The sequence below is a fragment of the Synechococcus sp. PCC 7335 genome, assembly GCF_000155595.1.
In the GTDB taxonomy this organism is placed as follows: domain Bacteria; phylum Cyanobacteriota; class Cyanobacteriia; order Phormidesmidales; family Phormidesmidaceae; genus Phormidesmis.
The window spans coordinates 1,828,509-1,851,832 of the sequence record NZ_DS989904.1; the positions used below are offsets into that span (position 1 = coordinate 1,828,509).

At 47.3% G+C, this 23,324-nt stretch carries 16 protein-coding genes and 1 pseudogene; 12 read left to right on the forward strand and 5 right to left on the reverse strand.

The genetic code is table 11. The annotated features are described in order from the left end of the window. Positions 1 to 306: 306 nt before the first annotated feature. The 9 genes and pseudogenes from cobM to S7335_RS08080 all read left to right on the forward strand — a co-directional run bounded on the left by cobM (position 307) and on the right by S7335_RS08080 (position 11,959). Positions 307 to 1,242, forward strand: coding sequence for a precorrin-4 C(11)-methyltransferase (gene cobM, locus S7335_RS08040; RefSeq protein ID WP_006454173.1), 936 nt, complete (start codon positions 307 to 309; stop codon positions 1,240 to 1,242). Next, a complete protein-coding gene (locus S7335_RS08045) occupies positions 1,239 to 1,751 on the forward strand; it encodes a hypothetical protein (RefSeq protein WP_006457477.1) in 513 nt (170 codons plus the stop codon). The genes cobM and S7335_RS08045 overlap by 4 nt, the downstream gene beginning before the upstream one ends. A 184-nt stretch (positions 1,752 to 1,935) precedes the next feature. Continuing rightward, a pseudogene (locus S7335_RS08050) lies at positions 1,936 to 4,082 on the forward strand (M3 family metallopeptidase). A 366-nt stretch (positions 4,083 to 4,448) separates the two neighbouring features. Beyond that, on the forward strand, positions 4,449 to 5,603 hold the full coding sequence (locus S7335_RS08055; RefSeq protein WP_006456642.1) for a diguanylate cyclase domain-containing protein: 1,155 nt from the start codon (positions 4,449 to 4,451) through the stop codon (positions 5,601 to 5,603). Positions 5,604 to 5,934: 331 nt separating this feature from the next. Next, complete coding sequence (gene mgtE, locus S7335_RS08060; RefSeq protein WP_006454066.1) at positions 5,935 to 7,353, forward strand: magnesium transporter; 1,419 nt, start codon at positions 5,935 to 5,937, stop codon at positions 7,351 to 7,353. A 244-nt stretch (positions 7,354 to 7,597) separates the two neighbouring features. Next, positions 7,598 to 8,389 (forward strand): DUF502 domain-containing protein, encoded by a 792-nt coding sequence (locus S7335_RS08065; protein WP_006454778.1) that lies wholly within the window; start codon positions 7,598 to 7,600, stop codon positions 8,387 to 8,389. Positions 8,390 to 8,532: 143 nt separating this feature from the next. Further along, complete coding sequence (gene nusB, locus S7335_RS25830) at positions 8,533 to 9,378, forward strand: transcription antitermination factor NusB (protein WP_006455465.1); 846 nt, start codon at positions 8,533 to 8,535, stop codon at positions 9,376 to 9,378. A 78-nt stretch (positions 9,379 to 9,456) separates the two neighbouring features. Further along, on the forward strand, positions 9,457 to 11,169 hold the full coding sequence (ftsY, locus tag S7335_RS08075; protein WP_006453805.1) for a signal recognition particle-docking protein FtsY: 1,713 nt from the start codon (positions 9,457 to 9,459) through the stop codon (positions 11,167 to 11,169). 73 nt (positions 11,170 to 11,242) lie between these two features. Further along, entirely contained in the window at positions 11,243 to 11,959 is a 717-nt protein-coding gene (locus tag S7335_RS08080; RefSeq protein ID WP_006453649.1) for a Uma2 family endonuclease, read from the forward strand. An 11-nt stretch (positions 11,960 to 11,970) separates the two neighbouring features. Here the strand turns inward: S7335_RS08080 and S7335_RS08085 are convergent, their stop codons facing one another. Both S7335_RS08085 and S7335_RS08090 read right to left on the reverse strand, forming a co-directional pair. Next, positions 11,971 to 12,240 carry a YciI family protein gene (locus S7335_RS08085; protein ID WP_006454005.1) on the reverse strand — a complete coding sequence of 90 codons (270 nt, stop codon included), beginning with the start codon at positions 12,238 to 12,240 and terminating at the stop codon, positions 11,971 to 11,973. A 37-nt stretch (positions 12,241 to 12,277) separates the two neighbouring features. Next, positions 12,278 to 12,784: an ureidoglycolate lyase gene (locus S7335_RS08090; RefSeq protein WP_006457687.1), complete on the reverse strand. Its 507-nt coding sequence runs from the start codon at positions 12,782 to 12,784 to the stop codon at positions 12,278 to 12,280. A 131-nt stretch (positions 12,785 to 12,915) separates the two neighbouring features. On the opposite strand from S7335_RS08090, the gene S7335_RS08095 reads away from it, so the two are divergent. Continuing rightward, entirely contained in the window at positions 12,916 to 14,058 is a 1,143-nt protein-coding gene (locus tag S7335_RS08095; RefSeq protein WP_006456826.1) for an alanine--glyoxylate aminotransferase family protein, read from the forward strand. Between the two features lie 484 nt (positions 14,059 to 14,542). On the opposite strand, the gene S7335_RS08100 is transcribed toward S7335_RS08095, so the two are convergent. The 3 genes from S7335_RS08100 to S7335_RS08110 form a co-directional block, all read right to left on the reverse strand. Next, positions 14,543 to 16,747 (reverse strand): polysaccharide biosynthesis tyrosine autokinase, encoded by a 2,205-nt coding sequence (locus S7335_RS08100; protein ID WP_006455884.1) that lies wholly within the window; start codon positions 16,745 to 16,747, stop codon positions 14,543 to 14,545. Between the two features lie 92 nt (positions 16,748 to 16,839). Then, positions 16,840 to 18,402: an SLBB domain-containing protein gene (locus S7335_RS08105; RefSeq protein WP_157620128.1), complete on the reverse strand. Its 1,563-nt coding sequence runs from the start codon at positions 18,400 to 18,402 to the stop codon at positions 16,840 to 16,842. A 268-nt stretch (positions 18,403 to 18,670) separates the two neighbouring features. Continuing rightward, positions 18,671 to 19,468, reverse strand: a complete 798-nt coding sequence (locus S7335_RS08110) for a WecB/TagA/CpsF family glycosyltransferase (protein WP_050765810.1) — start codon at positions 19,466 to 19,468, stop codon at positions 18,671 to 18,673. A 759-nt stretch (positions 19,469 to 20,227) separates the two neighbouring features. On the opposite strand from S7335_RS08110, the gene S7335_RS29440 reads away from it, so the two are divergent. Next, on the forward strand, positions 20,228 to 20,356 hold the full coding sequence (locus S7335_RS29440) for a DDE-type integrase/transposase/recombinase (protein WP_006457589.1): 129 nt from the start codon (positions 20,228 to 20,230) through the stop codon (positions 20,354 to 20,356). A 1,137-nt stretch (positions 20,357 to 21,493) separates the two neighbouring features. Then, positions 21,494 to 23,215, forward strand: a complete 1,722-nt coding sequence (locus S7335_RS25835; RefSeq protein ID WP_006457013.1) for a calcium-binding protein — start codon at positions 21,494 to 21,496, stop codon at positions 23,213 to 23,215. Positions 23,216 to 23,324 lie beyond the last annotated feature (109 nt).

The following is a 23,324-nucleotide window of genomic DNA, read 5'->3' on the forward strand; positions in this document are numbered from 1 at the left end:
AGATAAAATCAAAAAAAGAAAATCAAAAAAAGAAAAAGCTCCAAAGGACTAAAAAAGACCTTCAGAGCTCTGAATCAGGGTGCATCTACATACCAACATGCAGGATTTTTGGACAGCCTTTTGTGATTCACGTTCACCTTTATTTAGTCTTCAAGAAACGGCTGTAAATAGTAGTGAATTGATGAATACTGACGTCGTATAGCAACTTTATTTGATGTTGGTTCGTACTTATAGTCGCCTTAAAAACAACTTATTTTTAACCCGTTCCGTTTAGTATCTTTTTAGACTCATGATTGTAAGGTTTGCATGGATTTTCTGACTCATTCTACTCGGCCTGTGCCGGCTGTTTATATTGTTGGTGCGGGTCCAGGCGACCCAGAGTTGTTAACAGTTAAGGCTCAAAAGCTTATTGCACGAGCAGATGTTTTGGTATACGCCAATTCGCTAGTACCGACGCAAATTTTACAAACCGTTCGTGCGGATACTGAGAAGGTTGCTACTGCGAAGATGACACTTGAAGCGATTGTGCCGTTGATGATCGAACGAGTCCGCTCGGGAAAGTCTGTAGTTAGACTTCACTCGGGCGATCCTAGCCTCTATAGTGCTATTCACGAGCAGATGCTCAGGCTGAGCGAAGCGGATATTCCATTCGAGGTCGTTCCTGGTATCAGTGCGTTTCAAGCAGCGGCGGCTAAGCTACAGGTTGAGCTAACGATTCCAGCTCAGGTACAGAGTATTATCTTGACTAGAACTAGCGGACGAACGCAAGTTCCTGATACAGAAGAGTTAGCGGGCCTAGCAGCTCACCGGGCTAGTCTGTGTTTGTATTTGAGTGCTCGGCATGTCTTGGCGGCTCAAACTCAGCTGATGGCTCATTATCCGGCTGATACACCTGTAGCAATTTGCTTTCGAGTGGGATGGCCTGATGAGCAAATCAAGGTAGTTCCGCTCTATCAGATGGCTGCGGCTAGTCAGGCGGATGAATTGGTGCGAACAACGCTGTATATCATCTCCCCAGCACTTGCACATCGAGCGGTGATTAAGCAGTCAGCCCTCCAGTCAGTCCCTGCAGAAGAGAGAGCAGAGCTCAAAAGAGAAGCAGAAGTGCGATCGCGTCTCTACAATCCTACCCACGACCATCTGTTCAGGCCGAGTCCTCAAACGTCTACTAGAGCATCCAATCAAACTGCTTCAGAGGGTGATCAGCGAATCAATCAAGAACAGGAGAAAGCCAAACGATGAATTATCTAGTGTCTGTCTGGAGCGATCGCCTCCAAGCCGAGACGGCCTACACAGCGCTTGAGTCTGCCAACATCACGATGGACAGAGTAGATCTGCTCGGCAAGGGCTTCAAATCCGCTGATGACTACGGACTCATCGATCCTAAGGACGAAGCCTGGAAGCAAATTAAGCGCATGGCTACGTGGATAATCCCTTTTGGCTTTGTGGGCGGCTTCGCATTTAACGCAATTACGGGTCTTGATACCTTCCCCTGGGCAGGTACCTTAGGTAATCGACTTATCGGTGGTATATTAGGCGCGATCGCCGGTGGTATGGGTAGCTTCTTTATCGGTGGAGGGACTGGTATCGGCATTGGCAGCGGTGATGCCGTTTCCTATCGCAATCGACTCGATGCCGGTAAGTATCTTGTTGTCGTCAAGGGCTCAGAGGGACTAATCGCTAAAGCTAGTCAAATAATGCGTCCCTTACGGCCTGAAAATATTCAAGGCTATTCAGCGCCTGGGGAGTAGTGTCTTTGGTAGACTATGTTCCTAGCAAATCGCGCTTTAAAGCGTAGTCGCCTATGCCCCTCCATCAGTCCATAAGCGTTAGTTCGTAAGTAATATATCGAGTATTATAGGAGTGAGACTCATAGTCGTTATGAGTTTCACTTTCTTTGTTTTTAGCCTATCTATAGGTCTTGTAAGGTTTTCTATGAGCGTGTCAGTCCCTACAAATTCGTCCACAGCGGTTTCTAACAATCCATTGCTGATTGGTAAAGGCTTACCTCCCTTCAACGATATTCAGCCTCAACATGTGGTTCCAGGGGTTGAGCAGCTGCTGAGTTCACTTCGATCCGAATTTGCTGCTATTGAGACAGAGATTAGTGCAAACTTAGGCCAATCTAATCCAACTGCTCCAACTTGGGAAACCCTAGTCGAGCCGCTGAATGCTATTACTGAAAAACTCAGCTGGACCTGGGGAATTATTAGTCATTTGATGGGTGTGAAAAATAGCTCTGAACTGCGCACAGCTTATGAAAGTGTTCAACCAGCGCTTGTGCAGTTCTCTAACCAACTAAGTCAGAGTCGGCCTATCTACGACGCTCTTAAGCAGCTTCAAGAAAGTGAAGCTGGTAAGTCATTAGAGCCGGCTCAACAGCGCATTATTGAATCTGCCCTACGCGACGCAGAACTTTCGGGCGTTGGCCTCTCAGGAGAGCGAAAAGAAAGATTTAACCAGATTCAGCAGTCGCTAGCAGAGCTTTCCACCCAGTTCTCTAATCACGTCTTAGATGCCACCAAAGCCTTTAGTCTGACGCTGAGCCAGGCAGAAGACATTGCCGGACTACCGGATAGCCTATTAAGCCTAGCTGCGCAGGCGGCTAGGGAGGCCGGCGAAAAAGATGCGATCGCTCAGACTGGTCCATGGCGGATCACGTTGGATATGCCGAGCTACATTCCTTTCTTGCGGCATAGTCAGCGACGCGACTATAGAGAGCAGCTCTACCGAGCCTTTGTCACTAGGGCCTCGACAGGAGAATTAGACAATGCTCCGCTGATTGAGCAAATTCTGGACCTGCGCCAGCAGCAAGCAGAACTACTAGGGTTTAGCAACTATGCGGAACTGAGCTTAGCTCGTAAAATGGCCCCTTCAGTTTCAGCAGTAGAAGCGCTGATGGAAGAGCTTAGAACGGCTAGTTACGAAGCTGCCCAGAAAGAGCTAGCGGAGATCAAGGCATTTGCTCAGGCACACGCAGCCGAGTTCACAGAGCTTAAACAGTGGGATGTGCCTTTCTGGATGGAGCGAATGAGAGAAGAACAGTTTGATCTAAGCGATGAGGCGCTGCGTCCCTATTTTTCGCTGCCTAATGTTCTAAAGGGACTCTTCGGCTTAGCTGAGCGTCTGTTCAATATTACAATCTCAGCCGATGACGGCAGCGCTCCTGTCTGGCATCAGGACGTTCGCTATTTTCAAGTGGCTGATAGCACTACCCAGGAAACAATTGCCCATTTCTATTTAGATCCGTATAGTCGGCCGGCCGAAAAGCGCGGCGGTGCTTGGATGGACGAATGCATTGTCAGGGCAAAAGTAATCGAGCAAAATCAATCCCACATTCGACTGCCGGTTGCCTATCTAGTGTGCAACCAATCTCCACCGGTAGACGGTAAACCTAGCCTGATGACTTTCCGTGAAGTCGAGACGCTCTTTCACGAGTTTGGCCATGGGCTGCAGCATATGCTCACGAATGTGGACTACGCTGGGGCAGCTGGAATCAACAATGTGGAGTGGGACGCGGTAGAACTACCTAGCCAGTTTATGGAGAACTGGTGCTATGAGCGTGAAACGCTCTTTGGCATGGCACAACATTATGAAACCGGAGAGACGTTGCCTGAAGCCGACTATAAAAGCTGCTAGCGGCTCGTCACTTCATGACGGGCAACGCAATTTTGCGGCAAGTCAATTTTGGCTGGGTAGATATCGCCCTGCACGCTGAGTACCGAAAAGATGGGGAGGAGACAGTATGGCAAGTACGCGATCGCATCGCTAAACTGACAACCCTGATGCCACCCTTACCAGAAGATGCCGCGCTATGTAGTTTTGGTCATATTTTTGCAGGAGGATATGCGGCTGGCTACTACAGCTATTTCTGGGCCGAAGTGCTAAGCGCCGATGCTTTCTCTGCTTTTGAGGAAGCTGGAATAGAAAACAAAGCAGAAGTTGCTACTATTGGCCGCAAGTTTAGAGACACCGTTCTGTCATTAGGCGGGAGCCGTCATCCGATGGAGGTCTTTAAATCCTTTCGAGGAAGAGAGCCTAGCACTCAGGCTTTGTTGCGTCATCGAGGACTTGTCGCATAGGCGAGTACGTCATATGGCTGAACGTAGAGCCAAACCGCCTACGGCAAAACCAACTGGTTCGGTAGAAACTAAGTATGAACTTGGTTCAATTGAGTCAGGAATGGACAAATAAATAGTTTGTAATATCAGTTCTCTCAACGCCGTAGGCAGTCTTTTTCGTAGATTTCAGGGATGTTTCAAGCGTTTCATTAGATAGAACCGATCTACCCTATGGGTAAATACTAAGTATTTATCAGTGTCTATCGTGTTTCTACTGACAACAAGCATCTAGGCAAACTGCTACCTTTGCACTAAGGAGGGTAGTTCGTACGAAACGCGTACTTCTACTTATGTTTCACCCAGACGAGCGCTGCATCATCTTTCACTATGCCCACCATAAAAACGTCAGACGCCGCACCAAACGTTGTCGCTTGGTACTGGCCAGACACTTCAACTCCCAAATATATAGATAATCAATCAGATGCAGCTGATCAGTTCACTCTGATTTTGCAAATGCTCATGGAGAAAGGCTGTGAGGTTAGCACCAAAAGATGGCTTGACCAGGTTGTAGATGCTGCAACTGAACAGATGCCAGATCTACTGCTGATTAGTTTGCAAACAGCAGGTGAACAAGGCTATCACCTCTGCCAAGAACTACGTCAGCGAGCAATCGCACAGCACTTGCCGATTGTTTTTGTAGGGGCTAGAGGGAGTAGCCAAGAGTTGAACTGTGCATTGCACTATGGCGGTAGCGACTACTTGCAACTATCGATGGCACCGGAAGAGTGCTGGCTGAGGCTGAAACATCATCTTTCTACTGCCCAACTGGTACGTCGGCTACAGGCAGACCAGATCGATTTGACCGCGCGGATCGGAGAATACAGCCGTATTCTAGAGCAGCAAGAAGCGGTTAAAGTTTCATTGACTCAGAGAAATCAGGTGCTGCAGCAGCTAGCGCTCGTCGATGGACTAACTCAGGTAGCCAATCGACGAGGCTTCGATCACAATATTGCAGACCGTTGGAAAGAAGCTAGAGCAAGAGGACAGAAAATTTCGTTATTGTTATGTGACATCGATTACTTTAAAGGCTACAACGATATCTATGGTCACCTAGCCGGAGATGCTTGTTTGCAGACGGTAGCAGCGGCCTTACAGCGGGGCGCACGTCGACAGCTTGATCAGGTTGCTCGCTATGGCGGAGAGGAGTTTGCCGTCTTGCTGCCTGATACCGATGCTGAAGGGGCTCAAAAAGTGGCCCTAACGGTTCAAGAAGAGATTGCTCGGGCTCAAATTCCGCATCGGGGTTCTTTGGTCAAGCAATTTCTTAGCATGAGTATCGGCATCTCTACCCTACGACCTGCACAGCTAGAGCACGATGCCTTTGAAGAGCTAATCAGATATGCAGATAATGCACTATATGCCGCTAAGCTACAGGGACGCGATCGCACTTACTTCAACACGGCTCAACCCAGAGAGCTGATTGCTGAAGAACCTGCTCACCCCCGGAATCAACCTATCAACTACCAGAGAAGTTTGTCGTAATCAAGCACTGCCACAAAAAGGAACTTAAGCCAGAGTTAGACTCTGCTCTTCGGTTTTACTTCTAGCAGGTAGGTTTTTTGCCGAGAAAGATCTAGAACCTTCTTAACAATGGCGCTGTGACAGTAGACTATAGAGCGCTACGGCCAGAGCACCATGACTAGAGCGCCACGACTAGGACTACAGCAGTAGGGCCTACATAGTCGCTGCTAGTAAAGGTAGTATAGGGGCGAATATAAGGGCTATGAGAGCAATCAGCTAGGACGTTACAGTAGCCATCTGAACGCCACCGCCATATTGCAAGTAGTGCGTTAGGGAGGAGAAGAGCTAACTTGTGCCAAATAGCAATACTCCGGCTAGCTCTCAGCCAGCCTCTAGAGAACCGTCACGTCACGAACTTAGAGAGTTAGTGCGATCACAGCTGCAAGTGCTGCTAGAGCAGGACAACTTCCGAGGTGCCAAAGCCTTGCTGGTGCCTGTGCAGCCAGCTGATATTGCCGAAGCGATCGAAGGATTACCTGACACCATGCAGGCGATCGCCTTTCGTCTGCTGTCCAAAGACGAAGCGATTGAAGTCTATGAAAACCTTGACTCTTCTGTTCAGCAGTCCCTAATCGAAGAATTTAAGCGTCAAGATCTCATTGACATTGTCGATAAAATGTCTCCTGATGATCGAGCTAGACTTTTTGACGAGCTGCCTGCTAAAGTCGTTCGTCGCCTGCTAGAACAGCTCAGTTTACAAGAGCGACAGGCCACTGCCTTGCTGCTTGGCTATGAAGCCCAGACAGCAGGGCGGATTATGACCCCTGAGTATGTGGCTCTCAAAGAAAACTGGACGGTTGGTAGGGCGCTTGATCACATTAGGGCCCAGGCCGAACTCAGCGAAACTGTCTACTACGTCTTTGTTACCAACTTTGCCCGTCAGCTGACTGGAATTCTGTCGCTACGTCAGCTTGTGATAGGAGGCGCTGAGCAAACCATCGGCGAAATTATGACCCGTGAAGTGGTTTCTGTGCAGACCAGCACAGACCAAGAAGACGTGGCTCGGGTGATTCAACGCTATGACTTTCTAGCTGTTCCTGTGGTAGATGCGGAAAGCAGACTTGTGGGGATTATCACTGTAGATGACGTCATTGATATTCTAGAAGAAGAGGCTACCGAAGATATCTATACGCTGGGCGGTGTCCAGTCGGGGGGAGAGAACTACTTCCAAAGCAATTTGCTAGATGTGGCTCGTAAGCGAGTCGTTTGGCTATCTGTTTTACTCATTACCAACACGGTCACTGCCGCGGTTATTCAGTCTCAACAGGATATTTTGCAAAAGGTGGTTGCACTAGCTGCCTTTATTCCATTGCTGATCGGTACTGGCGGCAATGTAGGTGCGCAGTCTTCTACGGTCGTCATTCGTGGATTAAACACCGACGAGCTGAAGATCAAAGATGCGGTGACTGTCATTCGCCGAGAAGCGGTAGCAGGTGCATTTTTGGGCCTGATGCTAGCCATTGTTGTAACCGGATGGGCCTATGTACTTCAAGGGGCAGAGATTGCTCACTTGCCAATCTCTCTAACGGTCGGCATCTCCTTGATCGGCATCTCAGTATTAGCCTCGAGTGCGGGGGCGGCACTCCCCTTTTTGTTTCAATCGCTGAGCTTAGACCCAGCGCTAATGTCGGCACCCTTTATCACCACCGTTGTCGATGTTCTAGGCGTTTTAATCTATCTCAACTTAGCGCGCTACATTCTGCGGCTCTAGTCAATACATCAATACAGAAAGGCGGCTTCAATTCTCAATAATGAGCGAATAGATTTGATATAGTTGCTACAGATGTGAGAGATCTAACACAAAACATGTTCTGATGCAGGCAACTGTGCCATTGAATATGAGGCTCTAGAATACAAAGCTTGGAACACAAAGCCTAAAATACAAAGCTCAGATGCAAAGAATTGTTTAAATTGTGTATATTTTGACCAGTGTGTGCTGGTAGATCAGGTGAGCTGTGCTGCAAAAATTTAAGCAAGACATCAAAAATGACTTGATCGCGGGATTAGTCGTCATCATTCCGCTAGCGACTACGATTTGGCTGACGATTAATGTCGCTACCTGGGTGGTCCGCTTCCTTACTCGAGTTCCCAATCGACTGAATCCTTTTACCGAGCTGAATCCTTTTGTGGGATATCTAATTAATCTGGCCGTTGGCTTTTCGGTGCCGCTGTTGGCAATTTTGCTGATTGGTCTGATGGCTAGAAATTTTGCGGGTCGGTGGCTGCTGGACTTGGGTGAGCGGATTGTGCAATCGATTCCGCTAGCCGGGTCGGTTTACAAAACCATTCAGCAGCTATTGCAGACTATCTTTCAAGATTCGAAGAGTCGATTTCGCCGGGTGGTCTTGATCGAGTATCCTCGACGCGGACTGTGGGCGATCGCGTTTGTCACCGGAGCGGCTGTCACCGATGCACCAGGCAAAATGCTGAGTGTGTTTATTCCGACAACGCCTAATCCCACCAGTGGTTGGTATTCTGTCGTATCAGAAGATGACATTCTCAATCTTTCCATCTCTGTAGAAGACGCCTTTAAAGTTTTACTCTCTGGCGGTATCGTGGGTCCGAATCTGGCTGCTGAAATTCCTCCTGGTCGTATCAATAGCGACCAGCCTAAGGAACTACACGCACCGACGAGTACTCCTTCGTCGCTACCAGCTGAGAGTGTGATAGCTCAGACTCAGTCGCATCAGCCCCAGTCGCATCAACCTTTAAACTCTATGCCAGAACCTTTGCCTGAGGACAGCTAGAGGTTGCGAGAAGTTTGGCTAAGCAGTGGTCAGGTAGGCGATTCGCCTAAGGCTTTACCCTGAGGCTTTGTTTGAATATCTCGAGGCTAGGTATTCAGGGAAAGGCTGATAGAATGGCTGAACTCAACGTTTGATGGTAAGGAATGAAAGCGCGCTCTATCGCCCGTGAACTGGCTCTTCTAGGCGTCAGTCAGCTTACGGATAACCTTTCTAGAAGGCAGACTTCGATTAGCGTCGCTGCTGATTATTCCAAAAAGCAGTTGGATGGCTTGCTTCTTAAGGCACTGACAGCGCTAGGGGCTGATGCTAAAGAGGGGATAGAGACCGCTGAGGGCGAACTGCAACGGGGTGAGAGGCTGATTCTAGAAAGCGAAACGCGCACGATTGATCTTAAAGAGGCGCGATCGCGTATACAGTCCTCGATTCCTTTGACCAAAACGGCTATCAACCAAGTAGGCGAGAAATTGGAACTGCTAATGTTCTCTCAGCAGACCAGTAAAGAAATGACGGCAGTGCGTAAGTCCCTAGAATCTGCTGCTAAAAGCGTAGAAGCTGCCGATCAATTGCTAAGAGAGCACCAGCAAAAGGTGGCTGATATCGAAACAGTGCGATCGCAAATTCAAAGCGCGATTATTACCGCTAAACTCACCATCACTAAGATCAAGACCACGCTCGAACCTGAGCAGCTTGTTGCTCTGCTGAGTCGAGATGACATCCGCGGTTACGCCTGCGAACTACTAGGGAACTGGATTAGCTATCAAAAGGCGATCGACGCTCAGCTAAATGAGGCAATGGAAAAGTGGAGCATTCGCCGCCTTGCCCGTGTAGATAGAGATATCTTACGACTCGCGATGATCGAAATTGTCTATATGGATGTGCCCAAAAAAGTGGCTATCGATGAAGCGATCGAAATGGCCAAACGTTACAGTGATGAAGATGGCTATCGCTTTATCAATGGGGTGCTGCGTCGTACGACTGATAAGCTATAAGCGGCAGTACAATCGTCTTAGACTTCAAGTCCAAGTTGAAGAACGAATTAGGTAAGTTACAAGAGTGAGTTCAGGGTCATGGCAGCTTTCAACTGGTTTAAACGCAGCTATCAGGAGCCCGAAGAACCCAAAAAGAGCGAAGACCAAAAACAGGTCGTTGAAGAAAAGCCGGAAGAAACGCCTGCTAGCTCAGAAGACTATCTGAATTGGGCAAAGGCTGCCTATCAAAATATTCAGTCTCGTCAAGCACAAAGCGAGACACAGAGCACAGAAGCTGAGCAGGGTACGGAAGCTGAGCAGACTCAGGAGCCAGAAGAATCTGAGAAAGAGGTTGCTGCAGACGAAGCTACTCAGGCCGAAGCTTCTACAGAAATTGCCTCTAAAGAAGAGGTGCTGCCTGTTGAGGCAGCAGCTACAGTTGAAGCTTCCACGCCAGCTGAGGTTCTTGAACCTACTGCAGAAACTGAGCCTGATGTAGAAGAAGTTGATACTGAACCAGATCCTACAGAAGCATCCGAAACGGAAGTTCCTGGCGTAGATGCTTCTGTAGTAACAGCTACCGACACTGCTAGCACTACAGCGACTAGCACTGAGGATGCTACCGATGAGGTCACTGAAGGAGAACCCGAACCCGAACCTGCAACCGCTCGGCCTTTTTGGGCTGCTCAAGCTGAGCAAGAGCGAGTAGCTCGCCTAGAACGCTTGCAAGCCGAGGCAATTCTAGAGCCTGAACCCGAACCCGAACCCACTCCACCCGAGCAGACTTTTGTTCCACTCGATATTGACCTGGACGAAGCCTTTCTGTGGTCGGCAGAAGTCCTTGCTTCTCAAGGCCGACGCCCCGATCAGATTTCTGTAGAAGAGATCACCTGGCTCAACAAATTGCGTCAGGGACTTGATAAAACTCGCAGAGGACTTGTCAACCAGCTCAAGTCAATTGTTGGACAAGGGCCATTAAACGACGAAGCGGTCGATGAGATTGAAGCCCTGTTGCTTCAAGCCGATGTTGGTGTTGCGGCTACTGACAAGATTATCTCTGCGCTTCAGTCCAAACTTAGAGAAGAAACCCTACCGCCCGACCAGGCTATTGACTATCTCAAATCGTTGCTACGCGACATGTTGGAGAGCCCGCTTGAGGGCAAGCACAACCTGACTTTCACGCCGGAGAAAGACAAGCTTAGTATTTGGCTGATGACGGGTGTAAACGGTGCGGGCAAAACGACCACGATTGGCAAACTCGCTCATATTGCAACGAAATCAGAGTTTAGGTGTTTAATTGGGGCCGCGGATACTTTTCGGGCGGCAGCGGTTGAACAGGTGAAGGTTTGGGGTGATCGCAGTGGCGTAGAGGTCATCGCTAATCCTGGGAAAAATACTGATCCTGCCGCGGTTGTATTTGATGCTATCAGCGCAGCAAACTCGCGTAATATCGAGCTACTGCTGATTGATACTGCGGGACGGCTGCAAAACAAGAAGAACCTGATGGATGAGCTGTCTAAAGTTCGTAAAATCATCGATAAAAAAGCCCCCGGTGCCAACGTCGAATCCCTACTTGTTTTAGATGCAACGCTTGGCCAAAACGGACTGCGGCAGGCTCAGGTCTTTGCAGAAGCTGCTCAGCTCAGCGGTGTTGTCTTGACTAAGCTAGACGGTACAGCCCGAGGTGGCGTTGCCCTAGCTGTCGTCGAACAGCTTGGCTTGCCCATCCGCTTCATCGGCGCAGGAGAAGGCATCGAAGACTTACGCCCTTTCTCTAGCTATGAATTTATTGAAGCTTTGCTAAGTGGCTAGGTGAAGTGATTAGGAAGATTTGCCTTTAACGGCTGTTCTACAATGAGATATGAGCTTTCTAAAGGCGATCCTCATGTCCTCTATTTCTGTCAACCAATCGCTTCCAAGTACTTTTGACTTGCCTTGCTCAGACGATACGCCTGTGGATAATGGAGATCAGAACTTGTTGCCAAACCTGTTGCTGATCTTGCTCACTCACTTATGGTCAAGCCGTACAGACTGGTATTTTGGCGTAGATATGGCTATCTATCACACAACCGGTCTTAGTCCTAGAGACCCCGTTGTTCCAGATGGCTTTTTAAGCCTAGGCGTAGATCGTAAGAAGAACGGTAAGTCCCGGCTGAGCTATGCTGTCTGGGAAGAGAAGGGAATTGTACCTACGCTTGTGCTAGAAATGATTTCGCACAATTACGGCGGTGAGTACGATAGAAAATTCGAGCTGTATGCCAAGTTAGGTGTGCTGTATTACGTCATTTATAATCCAGAGTTCTGGCAGCGCGATCGCCATCAGCCTTTTGAAGTTTATAGGCTTGAGAAAGGAACCTATCAGCTTCAGATTGGTGAACCCTTTTGGATGCCAGAAGTGGGGTTAGGTATTGGTCGCTATCAGGCTGAGATCGGTGGCTACTCGCAAGAAATTTTGACTTGGTATGATGCTCAAGGAAGGCGACAGTTGAGTGCTGCCGAGCAAGAAAGCAAGCGGGTAGAGCAAGTGAATCGAGAGAACCAAAGATTGATGAGTTTTTTGCGATCACAAGGCTTCGATCCAGATAACCTGCCCGAGACCTAAGCAATGTCTATCTAAAATACCTGATTCCATTCATAGACGGAGTATTCTGTCCAAATCCCGTTCTGCCAATACGGATCGCCCTCTACTAGCTGTCGTACCGCCTCCTCGCTGTCAGCTTCGTAAGTTCCAAACACCTTTGTGTTATCCACCGTCGGACCTAGGGCGGTGAGCACCCCCTTTTCCTTTTGGTCACTGAGTCCTTTCAGGTGAGCCTCACGATAGGGACCACGCATTTCCAGCGCATTCTCGCAGTAGCTACCCCACATCACAAACTTAGCCATAGATGGTTAACTCTCTAGAGTATGATCATCTATCAAATCATACAATTTCAAACGCCACGTTATAGGTTCGCAAAAGATTGCAAGTTGTATGGTCTACCACATTGGTGTCGCTGAGTTCTAGGTTATAAAAGTTGACTGTTTCGGCATCGAAATAGGGACCTGCATGCCAAGTTCCCACCTCAAGCTTGACAAAGCAGTCTCCGGGAATCTCAAAGACTTTGATTTCGTCTGGACTTGGTAGAGGAGCTTCGCTCGGTGGTGCTACTCCCAAGAACCAAGTTTGCCCTTCTAGAGATCCTAGGCACTGAGTACATCCACTGTGGCGAGTAATTTCGTGAAACCGCCGTCCGCGCTGATGCAGCGCCATGATGTAGAACCGAGGCGTACCTGCTTCTAGCTTCAGTTGAGCATCTTGCGGGTTGAACGGAACATTATCTGGCTGTGGCAAGATCAGCTGACCGAAGGGACGGAACGCTTCAGCCGTAATTGGGATGGCTTGAATGGTGCGAGTAACCGTTGAATCGAGCGTAGGTGAATTGACCATAGGTTGCGATTACACTGACATCATCACGAAGTTATAAGCTTTCTCGCTAAAGCCTATCGTTATTATTCTAGAGAAAGCATAATCGTATTTCTACTTAAACTTTTCATCCACTTCATCCAACGCGATTTTCCATGGACGACAAACTCATGCTGATGATTCCGGGGCCAACGCCGGTCCCTGAAAAAGTACTGCTGGCAATGGCTAAGCACCCTATTGGACATCGCAGTGGTGAATTTAGTCAGATTATCGCGCAAACCAATGCCAATCTAAAATGGCTTTTTCAAACTAAAAATCATGTGCTGGCATTAGCAGCCAGCGGTACTGGTACGGTAGAAGCGGCTATCATCAACTTTTTGAGCGCAGGCGATCGCGTTCTAGTTGGCAGCAACGGCAAATTTGGCGAACGCTGGGTGCAGATCGCTAATGCCTACGGCTTAGACGTTCAGGCAATCAAAGCCGAATGGGGTAGCCCGCTCGATCCTGATCAATTTGAGAAAGAATTGACAGCCGACAGCGAAAAGAAAATCAAGGCCGTCATCATCACCCATAGCGAAACGTCTACCGGTGTTCTCAACGATCTAGAAGCAATCAACAAACTAGTCAAAGACCACGGTGAAGCTCTAATTATCGTCGATGCTGTCACCAGCTTAGGCTCATACAACATTCCGGTTGACGAATGGGGCATCGATGTAATTGCGTCAGGGTCGCAAAAGGGCTTTATGCTGCCTCCAGGGCTAGGCTTTGTTACGGTTAGTGACAAAGCGTGGAAAACTTATGAAACGGCTACTTTGCCGAAGTTCTATTTAGATCTGGGTAAGTATCGTAAGTCGGCAGAAAAAGACAGTACGCCCTTCACGCCCCCGGTCAATCTCTACTTTGGGATGAAAGTAGCGCTAGAGATGATGAGAGCAGAAGGCCTAGACAGTATCTTTGCTCGTCATGCTCGTCATAGAGAGGCGGCCCGCGCTGCGATGAAAGCGCTGGGATTACCGCTGTTTGCGCCAGATACGCATGCGAGTCCGGCGGTAACTTCGGTGGTGCCCGATGGGATCGACGCTGAGAAAATTCGCTCGGTGATGAAGCAGCGCTTTGATATTGCCCTAGCAGGCGGACAAGATCATATGAAGGGCAAGATGTTTCGGATGGGGCATTTAGGATTTGTGAGCGATCGCGATATCTTATGTGCAATTAGTGCCTTAGAATCTACCCTCATAGAACTAGGTCAAAAGCCTTCAGCAAGTGGCGTTGCCGCTGCCAGTGAAAAGCTACAGTAAGCCAGAAAGTGAGGCTAAACGTTGGCGTCGCGCCTGTGTTACATCTTAGTCGCACTTTTTAGTTTGATTTTGTTTAAAGACAGAAGCGATGATTCTCAAACATAGGATCATCGCTATTTCTATTGCTTTTTGCTTCAAAGGTCTAGCCAAGACGAACCGAGGGCTAACGTAGCCTGGATTCGACAGTGAGTAGATAGCTTAAGGCAAAGCATGTCGGTCGAATAGGCTCTTGTAAGGATGGCTTTTTCGGATGATATGGGTAAGCAGCGAAGCCAGTGAGCAGATTAGCTAAAAAGTTGAAGTGATTACGATGTCTGAAATGCTCAATCTGACAAATGATTTCGGGCTGGTCGTTAACAGATTCAATAATGACTCGCTTGCGATGGGTATATATGGGGCCTTCAACATTTGTCTGCTTGCACAAAGCTTTTAAGCTAGCGCTATTCTACTCATGCATACCTTATCTGTTACAAGGAAATATCGACTATTTGCCAGCTGCGCCGTTACTTAGATTAATAGCTGGTGTAAGAATTGCTGAGCTGTCTTCTTCCAGGGCCTCTTTATAGTATTGCTGATAGGCGTACAAGCTATCATCATCTTCTCTCGAGCCATTGGCTACTATTCCCATTACAGGGACTCTTGCGGTGTACAGTCTATCTAAAGCCTGCTGCAGCTGGGAAGACTTAATTTCGCCTAGGCGTACAGTCAGTAGAAGCCCCTGTGTTATTTGAGCAACCATAAGACTATCGGCAAAGCCCAGCAGCGGAGGCGTATCGAAAATGATTACATCGAATGTCTTATAGATTTGTTGGAAAAACTCCTCTATTTTTTTCGAAGCAAGTACTTTGGCCGGATCTACTGCTATAGAGCCAGACGACATGAAGAATAAATTCTCATCCACCGCTAGATTGACAAAGCTTTCGTCTAGCAAGGCATCACCAGCGATGTAGTCCGATAGTCCTTTCTCATTTGGAAGATTACACAACCGATGAAGCGTAGGATGTCTTAGGTCGGCATCGACTAACAAGGTTCGCTTACCCAAAGATGCACTGGCATGGGCTAGATAAAAGCTAATCGTACTTTTGCCTTCATTCGGCACAGCAGAACTAACCGAAAAAGACTTCGCTATATCTTGAGAGCCACCCTGGCAGACATTTGTAGCTAAAAGCTTAAACGCTTCTAAGAAAGGACCTGTTGTTCTATCTAGGTGCTGAACGCCTTCATTAAAATAAATGGGCTGCCGGGTAGCTTCATACCTTGGTAATATTGAAGCCTTGCTCCCTTCCAACAAGTGGTTGTATGGGATTGTTGCTAGCAGTGGAACATTTGTCAAATCTTTGAGCTCTCTGACAGTGCAGATCTTGCCTTTAACACGGTCGACGAGCAAAGCTATACCTGAACCAAGCAACAAGCCTAGGATTGGACCAACTAGAAGACTGCTTTTGCCAGTCTGAGAAAACGCTTGTGGTGCAGAAGGTGGTGTTAGTATTTCCCATGGCGTTTGCTGTTGCGCAGCCTCAATTCGTAAAGTCTCCCGCTTGGTCAGAAATTCGTTCAGATTAGTCGCTGCAATCTCCAAATCCCTCTGAATAGAGTTGTAGCTACGAGTCACAGTAGATAGATTTCGAATTTGTTCGTCTAGTGTTGCGATTGACTCTCGCAAAGCCTGATCTCGAGCATTAAGCTCGCGAATACGACTCGCGAGTTGCTCTTGCACCCGAACCCCTTCTCGCTCTAACAGTGGTTCTAAGTTGGCTCGACGCTCTTCTATTACTTCTACTTCTGGACTGTCCTCTACATATACGGTCAGGTTGTCAGCAAGCTCACTATCAACTACTAGGAGTTGATCAAGCAAAGACTGATAGCGAGCGCTCTGTGCCAAGGCAGAAGTTGAAGCATATTCGTTGTCTATTCGACTCAATTCCTGTTGTAAGTCGTTATAAAGCTCTGTGGTTTGTGCGATTTCTACCTGCAAGTTCAAATGATCAGAGGTGAATTGAGCCATTTGCTGTGATAACTGATCGCCTTGCGCTAAAGGATCAATTAAATTGGAGTTTTGACGCAAGGCTTCTAATTCTGCTTCCAACTCATTGACACGTGCTCTTACAGCAGGTAGCTGATCATTTACAAAATCAACTCCTCTATAGATATCATTCTGCCGATCTTCTAAGCTGTAGTTGAGGTACGTCTGCAGAACAACCTCTAAAACTGTCGTGACCTTATAGGGATCATCGCTCCGATACTGTACAGTTAATGTTTTCCCATTGTCATTTGGCGTAATTGTAAGATTGTTTTTTAGGCTGTCGTAACTGATATCGGGATAGGTTTTCTCAAGTTCTTCTACAGCTGAGACCAGTACCCGAGGACTCGTCAATATTTTTAACTTGGTATCATCTAATAACCCTACACCAACTGACTCCGATTGATTGCTAAGAGCATCTGGACTAATCGTTGAAATTATCTGAGTTTCTAGGGTTACAAGCGGTGTTAACAGCTCAAAATCTGCTCGATAGAGCGGTGTTTCGGTCAGGGCACGGGCCACTACCGCTGACGTTGCTAAGGCCGTTATACCTGTAATTAAGAAGACGTGACGTTTCAACACATCTACGACTCGACCGAGCCGTAACCCACCTTCTTGGTCTGGTTCTTGAATGATGTCTCTTAGTACTGGTGGATTAGCAGAAGACATGGTTAGTAACCTTTGTGCGGCTCATGACTTGGGTGTTTGTAGGCTGCAGTACGAACGCTTCTTAATGAAATTGGCAAAGATACAATTAAACACTAGTCAAATAAATTTAAAATTGATAGAGGAATCGAGAATAGTGAAAACGCTCTACCTAAAGGCGTTACTACGCTGCCTAGTGTATCTGAGAAGCTAGCTATTCCTGAGCGCCCTACCACGATAACGTCATTATTACGTAGCAGTGGATTTTCCGCCTCGTCAAGACCTGCGGCAAAATCAACATCAATAGAAGTGCGAGTTGCGGTTCCATTAGGGTTTAGCCTGATGAGTTCGACATTCTCTTGCCTAGCTCGGTTGTTAAATCCACCTGCTGCTAGCAAACCCTGACTGAGCGGGGTGTTAGGTGGTATCTCAACGGCACCAGGATCTTCCACTTCCCCTACGACGTTAATCCGAATCGTCTCTGGAGAGAAACTAGCGCTAGCTGCTTCAGTGATTTCACTGGCAATCAAGGTTTCTGCCTCAGGTACAAAGACAGTATCTCCCTCTTGTAGAGCAACATCTTTGGTGATATCTCCATCAGTTAGCAGTGCCCACAGATTCACATCAATAACTAGCTGCGTCCCGTTACGAGTTCGACGGTAGATCTTCACCTCCCGCAGATCAGCTTCTGGTTGGATACCACCAGCGGTTTGAATGGCTTGGCTAACTGTAGGTTGCCTTGCCCCATTTGAGCCAGCCGATGTGCCATTATCACGACTGCTCGAACTACCACTCACAGCGTACGGTCCGGGTCTAAGAACCTCTCCTACAACCGCTACATTCAGCGCCTGAGAGCCTTCAGCTGCAAAACTAGCTGCCGAGAGCTGTAGCGATTCGGCATAATCGAAATCGCTTCTCGTCGGTATATAGATGGTATCACCGTCCTGAAGTGCCAGGTTGTACTGCAAATCTCCTGTGTTTAGAAATTGCCATAGATTGGCTACAAAAGTTTGAACACCCCCAGACGAGTCGGGGCGCTGCACAACCACCTGCCTCAAATCAGCGGACTGGGTAATGCCACCGGCTGTTTCTAGGGCGTTGACTAGAGAAGGGAATTGAGTGCCCTCTCTCTCTAGAATATATTCTCCAGGCCTGGCGACTTCGCCTGCGATACCAACTCTCAGCGGTCGCGGAGTGACCAAGAATATCTCAATTATAGGCCGACGTAGTCTCTGAGCATAGGCTTGTGAAATAGTTCGTTCGGCCTGCTCTAGCGTTAATCCGGCAACTGCAACCTGACCAACTATTGGCAAGCTCAAAGTACCATCGATTAATACTTCATACTCACTACTGTATTCAGGAAGCTGAAATATATCCACCCGCACCTGATCGCCAGCGCCTAATGTATAGCTTTCTACAGTAGGGAAGCCACTCGAAGGAATGATGCCATCGTTTGGAGGCGCCGCTGTAGTTACAGGCGTAGCTGCGTCTAGAGAATTAACTGCTGCTGGAACTTCTGGTGGAGCCTCTAGAACCGGTAAGTTCTGCGTTTCATACTCTGCTGCTCTAATAGGTAGCTGAACAGCAAAAACAACACTCGATAAGGTGCAAGCCAAAGCGAGGTGGTAATCTTTCCTGAAAAGTATGCCAGGCCGGGTAAAAACTTTCTGTGAAGTCATTGGAGAGGTAGGTAGCTTGTCGTTTCTATCAAGCTAGTCAAGTTGGGAAAAGGTGACCACTTCATAAGGTTGCCCCAGATAAATCATGAAACTACATTGATGACGCTTTCACCGATTACCAAGAGCTACATACGACACGCAGATAATCGTTGTAAGTAAAATTACAATCATGAAGCACCGGACAAGTCTTCAAAAGAATTGATCGTTGATAAGGTACTAACAAAATAAGCGTAACTGACATACGAAGAAGATGAACTCTCTCGTATCTTTAGAAGCCTTTTCTTAGACCTTTAGAGAAGACCAATCGGCGCTGTGGTTTCCTAGTAATACTTAGCTGCTTCACTGCCAAATACACAAAGGGCGGAATAGTGTTGAAGTAACGGCCAAACAATCGCTGGGGTTCTTGGACCAGACGATAGAGCCATTCTAAACCAAGTTCTCTAGTCCACTTTGGGGCACGCTTCTGTAAACCTGCATAGACAGGAAAGACGGCTCCTACGCCAACCATGACAGAGTTTAGTCTGCCTCGATGTGCTTCCATCCAACGTTCCTGTTTCGGACAGCCTAGAGATACAAAAGTGATCCCCGCACCGCTACGGTTAATTCTTTCAACGGTTTCCTCATCTTCCCTGTTGCTTAGCGGCCGAAAAGGAGGAGACTCTAACCCTGCAATCTTTAGATCTGGAAATTCTTTGTGCAGTCGAGCTTCCATGGTATCCAAAACGGATTTTGTAGAGCCTATTAAATAGATAGAAACGTTCTTTTCTTGGCAAAGCTTACAGGCTGTCTCGAAGATATCCATACCAGCAACACGATCTTGTGATTCTTCGCCTAGCGATCGCATCATCCATACTAAGGGCATACCATCTGGCGTAACCAGATCCGCTCTATTCAAGATACTTCTAAGGTGATTATCGCGCTGCGACTCAACTAGCATATGAACGTTTGCGACGCAGACCACTTTACTCAAACGCTGCTTACCCCACTCAACCATAAGATTGACTTGCTCACTCAGTCTAAGGGCAGTGATGGGAAGACCTATAACTTCGACACTTTGTGGTTTCATTTTTTAAACTAGTAGATAACAACGATTCAGGAAGGAAGGTATAGTTAATGCACGTGAAGCTCGGCTTAAATAAGAAGTACTCTCTCAGAAAGTATTAAATCGAACTAGCACTAACCGACTTATAAGTAGATGGTAAAAAGAAAAGAAAGTTACTCCTTACTATTCATTACTCCAGGAAACAACTACAAGAACTTACTCTGTCTAAACTGCTAACCGTGAAATAGGTCGTGTCTGAATTAGATTGGTAGTACTGAACCCATTGACTTTACTAACTCTATAGATTCATTTGATGACTTACAGTTGCATTAGCTAGTACAACTACTAACGGTGTGCCTTTAGCAGCTATCAAAGTCATTGCTTGGGTAAAGTGGTAATACCTAGAGCTGCATCTTTGATTGTGTATCCATGATGTAGTCAACTCAGTGAAACTATCAACTATCTGCTGTTAGCTTTAACGAAGATACATGTTGGCGTACTTAGTCGCATACCCATTCTTTACAAATGGGTTCCGTTTCAAGATATGCGTTTGCTTCCTAGCCCCCTGGCGAGGTAGCGACCAAAGTACCTTGCCAAGGACCTAATCTTACTGAACGTTGGCTAGTATCTAAGCTACCGGGATTTGAAGGGAAATGATACTCGACTCGAACAAGGCGCCAAAGTATTTCACTTCCCTATATATTCAGCGGGTGCAGGCCTACAGTCCGGATCCAGACGTGCAGTGTCGCCCGTATCTCCAAGCTCATCAGTGACTTACGGAGGATGGATGAGACCTACTGCAAAATAAAAGAGGTGTGGAAGTACCGCTATCACGCTGTGAACTCTGTGAGCAATACCTTAGATCCATACTCAGTGCTCAGCGGGATGCCAAAGCTACTCAACGCTTTCTAAGTCTTTCTGCGTAGAGTTCTTAGCGCATCCTACACGCTTGAACCGAGGGCCAATCCCGTCGATATGAATGCGATCTATCCCTCTGCGATCGCTCTTTGAAACCCGATGAGGCTCTTTTTAAAACTACGGAAGTCCAAGTGGATAAGTACTCGAACAATATGGTGGAGCAGGACCATCAATTTATAAAACGGCGCATAAAGCTAGGGCTAGAAGGTGGTTCAATTTGGCCAGGCATACGCTCAGAGGTTGTGAGGCGATAAATATGGATCCGCAAGCGGCAGATCAAAGGTGTCGACAGCGGGAATGTAATAGGACAGCCCTCCTTCCTCAACCGAATCTTTAGAGTCGTTGTACAATCGCGGGAATGGTGATAGTGTTGTTCTGTCTTAACCACTTTCTGGCAACAGAGCTGTATTTCTTGCTCTATTGGCACTTGTGTATGTGAATAGCTTTATCTAGATGTAGAGCCTTCACTAGCTTTTAGATTTCGATCAGCCGCTCCGAATCATCAAGCATTTCATTGAGTTGATATTAGCTTCATATTGGGAACTCTTGATTAGGCCTCAGGCTCAACAACAGTTAATACTGTATGCAATTGCTAACGAAATCTTACTCTTTCGGCATTTCCTGTTTTATGAAAACTGATGTTTCCTATTCTGGGTCAGTAATTTTGGTGCATGTATATCGGTGTCTCGCAAACTTCTCTAAGGCATCGAAGCAAAGTATCCGTACCGACAAGCAAAACGCACAGTGATAACAAGAAACAGCGGCAGCGACAGTTTGTAGCGACCTGTGTTGGCTTTGTCCAGATTACCAATCCTTTGCTTGGCAACGAAGGCGCTAGAAGCTTATGACTTGATAGCGTATCGGCATGCTGACCTCCCAGAATGTACTTCAGTGCCTACGCTATGGGAACAGGGTTTTCTTGCGGCCTTTGCCTCGTTAAGTGCAGGTTTGCTGCAACTGCACCAAACATAAAAATGGTAACGTTAGGCGTTTTTTGTAGCTGAATAACTTTTGTAGTAACAGGTGAGATGTTTGCTGGTTTCTCTGTACTAGAACAGTTTCTCAAAGATATTTGTTCCGCGTCACTGCATCTAGACCATCAACTATTTCTACATATCAGAAAATCAATTCATGAACACAGACTTTGCATTGTATTCTCAGTTTGATCAGGTCGTATCACATTTTGATGGCAACAATAGAGACCCAGATGACATAGCTGGACTACCTGTAGCAGCTGCGTTGATTAGAGCCGCAGATTTACAAGATAAGTCCACATTCTTCTACAACAACAATGTAGGGCAGCCGAACGTTCGCGGTCGTGTTGAGACTATGCGAGAAGGTGCTGCTTTTGCAGAGACACTAGGTATAGAGACTTACGACTATCAAGAAGATATGGCCGAAACAACTCAAAAACTGGTAGATATCTTCAACTCTGGTAAGCAGATTCTGGTACTAGAGGGAGGACGTATGGAAATGACCTACCGTGCTCTCGAACTGACCGACCCTGGCAATCTCAGCAACATCACACTGCTCTCTCACTCTAGTGCGAACGAAGATTACGATTTGGGTGGCACCCGTACATGGAGTGACTTACAGCGCGACTTTTCTCAAGTTGCTTTTAGGACTATCATCGACCAAAATGGCGGATTCAATAGTTCTCAATGGCAATGGCTAGACAATACAACAGATCCGCTCCTACAAGAAGTGCGATCGCTCATGCAAAATGCAGAGCGCAAGGTAGATGATCCTTCTGATGCTGGAATGCATTTCTATGCTTTGACAGGCGATGAAACGGGTGATCCAATAGATGCTAAAAACTTTTTTAACACCTATTTATCTCCTCAAGGCCCAATAGAGTCGGTGGTAGCACCAACTCCTGACCCAGTCGTTCCTCTCGATCCTACCCCCGAACCAGTATCGCCTCCTGTCACTCTTAAGCCGACGGTTCCTGTTGATAGCAGCTTAATCACGTTGGCTCTGGTGAATGCGAATAATGGCGAAATTGTTCAAGGGTATGAGGATCTAAGCCGCGTTTCGCAAATAGACCCTAACGCTTTAGGAATCGACGACTATAGTCTTATTGCTCGCCCAAGCTCCTCCGCAATCAAGAGTGTGAAGTTTGAAACGGCAGCTGGTGATCGTATTGAAAACGTCAAACCATATACGCTGTTTGGCGATCGCAAGGGAACTATTACTGGTCAGGTTATAGATGACGGTGACTACCAGGTGAAGGTAACTGGCTATAGCGAAGCTAACGGTGGTGGTCAGATGCTTTCTATACTGACAGTTGATTACAAGGTTCGCCACTCAAGCCCTCGGCCAGATGACGCACCTTCCATCCATGATGTTACGCATGAAAATGTCAGCCCAACCACTGATTTAGGCGTAGTAGGTTCCTCGAATCTATATATAGTTGGTACAGACGGCAATGATACGCTAGTCGGCGATGGTACCAACCAAAAGATCGTTGGGGGAAGAGGCAAAGACAGGCTGGTAGGAGTAGATGAGAGTGCTCATAGACCAGGCTTAGGTGAGCAGGACGTCTTGATCGGTGGAATAGGTGCCGATCGCTATGTTCTAGGTAATACTCTAGGCGCTTTCTACGACGATGGAGATATTGGTACTAGCGGCCTAGCAGACTTTGCAGAAATCCGTGGCTTTAGCGAAAGACAAGATATTATTGAGCTACATGGCGTAGCCTCAGATTATCGCCTAGGAGCAACAACAGTTAGAGGCAAAGATAATCTGGGTATATTTCTAACGTCAGGCGAAGATGAGTTGATTGCTGTGTTGAAAGACAGTCAGCAAAAAAACTTGAGTTTTGAGAGCAGTGCGTTCGAGTTTGTTTCGTAGCTTTAGGGCTCAGCACTTCGAAGTTGACAGCTCTTTTTCAATCTGCTAGTCCTCGGTAGATTGAGAAAATATCGTTCGGATTATATTCACTGGCTTAGGTGAAACGCGC

Excerpts from the sequence above, each read along its gene's own strand:
- cobM (WP_006454173.1), top strand. The coding sequence starts at position 307 with ATGGATTTTCTGACTCATTCTACTCGGCCTGTGCCGGCTGTTTATATT.
- S7335_RS08045 (WP_006457477.1), top strand. The coding sequence starts at position 1,239 with ATGAATTATCTAGTGTCTGTCTGGAGCGATCGCCTCCAAGCCGAGACG.
- S7335_RS08055 (WP_006456642.1), top strand. The coding sequence starts at position 4,449 with ATGCCCACCATAAAAACGTCAGACGCCGCACCAAACGTTGTCGCTTGG.
- nusB (WP_006455465.1), top strand. The coding sequence starts at position 8,533 with ATGAAAGCGCGCTCTATCGCCCGTGAACTGGCTCTTCTAGGCGTCAGT.
- ftsY (WP_006453805.1), top strand. The coding sequence starts at position 9,457 with ATGGCAGCTTTCAACTGGTTTAAACGCAGCTATCAGGAGCCCGAAGAA.
- S7335_RS08080 (WP_006453649.1), top strand. The coding sequence starts at position 11,243 with ATGTCCTCTATTTCTGTCAACCAATCGCTTCCAAGTACTTTTGACTTG.
- S7335_RS08085 (WP_006454005.1), bottom strand. The coding sequence starts at position 12,240 with ATGGCTAAGTTTGTGATGTGGGGTAGCTACTGCGAGAATGCGCTGGAA.
- S7335_RS08090 (WP_006457687.1), bottom strand. The coding sequence starts at position 12,784 with ATGGTCAATTCACCTACGCTCGATTCAACGGTTACTCGCACCATTCAA.
- S7335_RS08095 (WP_006456826.1), top strand. The coding sequence starts at position 12,916 with ATGGACGACAAACTCATGCTGATGATTCCGGGGCCAACGCCGGTCCCT.
- S7335_RS08100 (WP_006455884.1), bottom strand. The coding sequence starts at position 16,747 with ATGTCTTCTGCTAATCCACCAGTACTAAGAGACATCATTCAAGAACCA.
- S7335_RS08105 (WP_157620128.1), bottom strand. The coding sequence starts at position 18,402 with ATGACTTCACAGAAAGTTTTTACCCGGCCTGGCATACTTTTCAGGAAA.
- S7335_RS08110 (WP_050765810.1), bottom strand. The coding sequence starts at position 19,468 with ATGAAACCACAAAGTGTCGAAGTTATAGGTCTTCCCATCACTGCCCTT.
- S7335_RS29440 (WP_006457589.1), top strand. The coding sequence starts at position 20,228 with ATGGATGAGACCTACTGCAAAATAAAAGAGGTGTGGAAGTACCGCTAT.
- S7335_RS25835 (WP_006457013.1), top strand. The coding sequence starts at position 21,494 with ATGAACACAGACTTTGCATTGTATTCTCAGTTTGATCAGGTCGTATCA.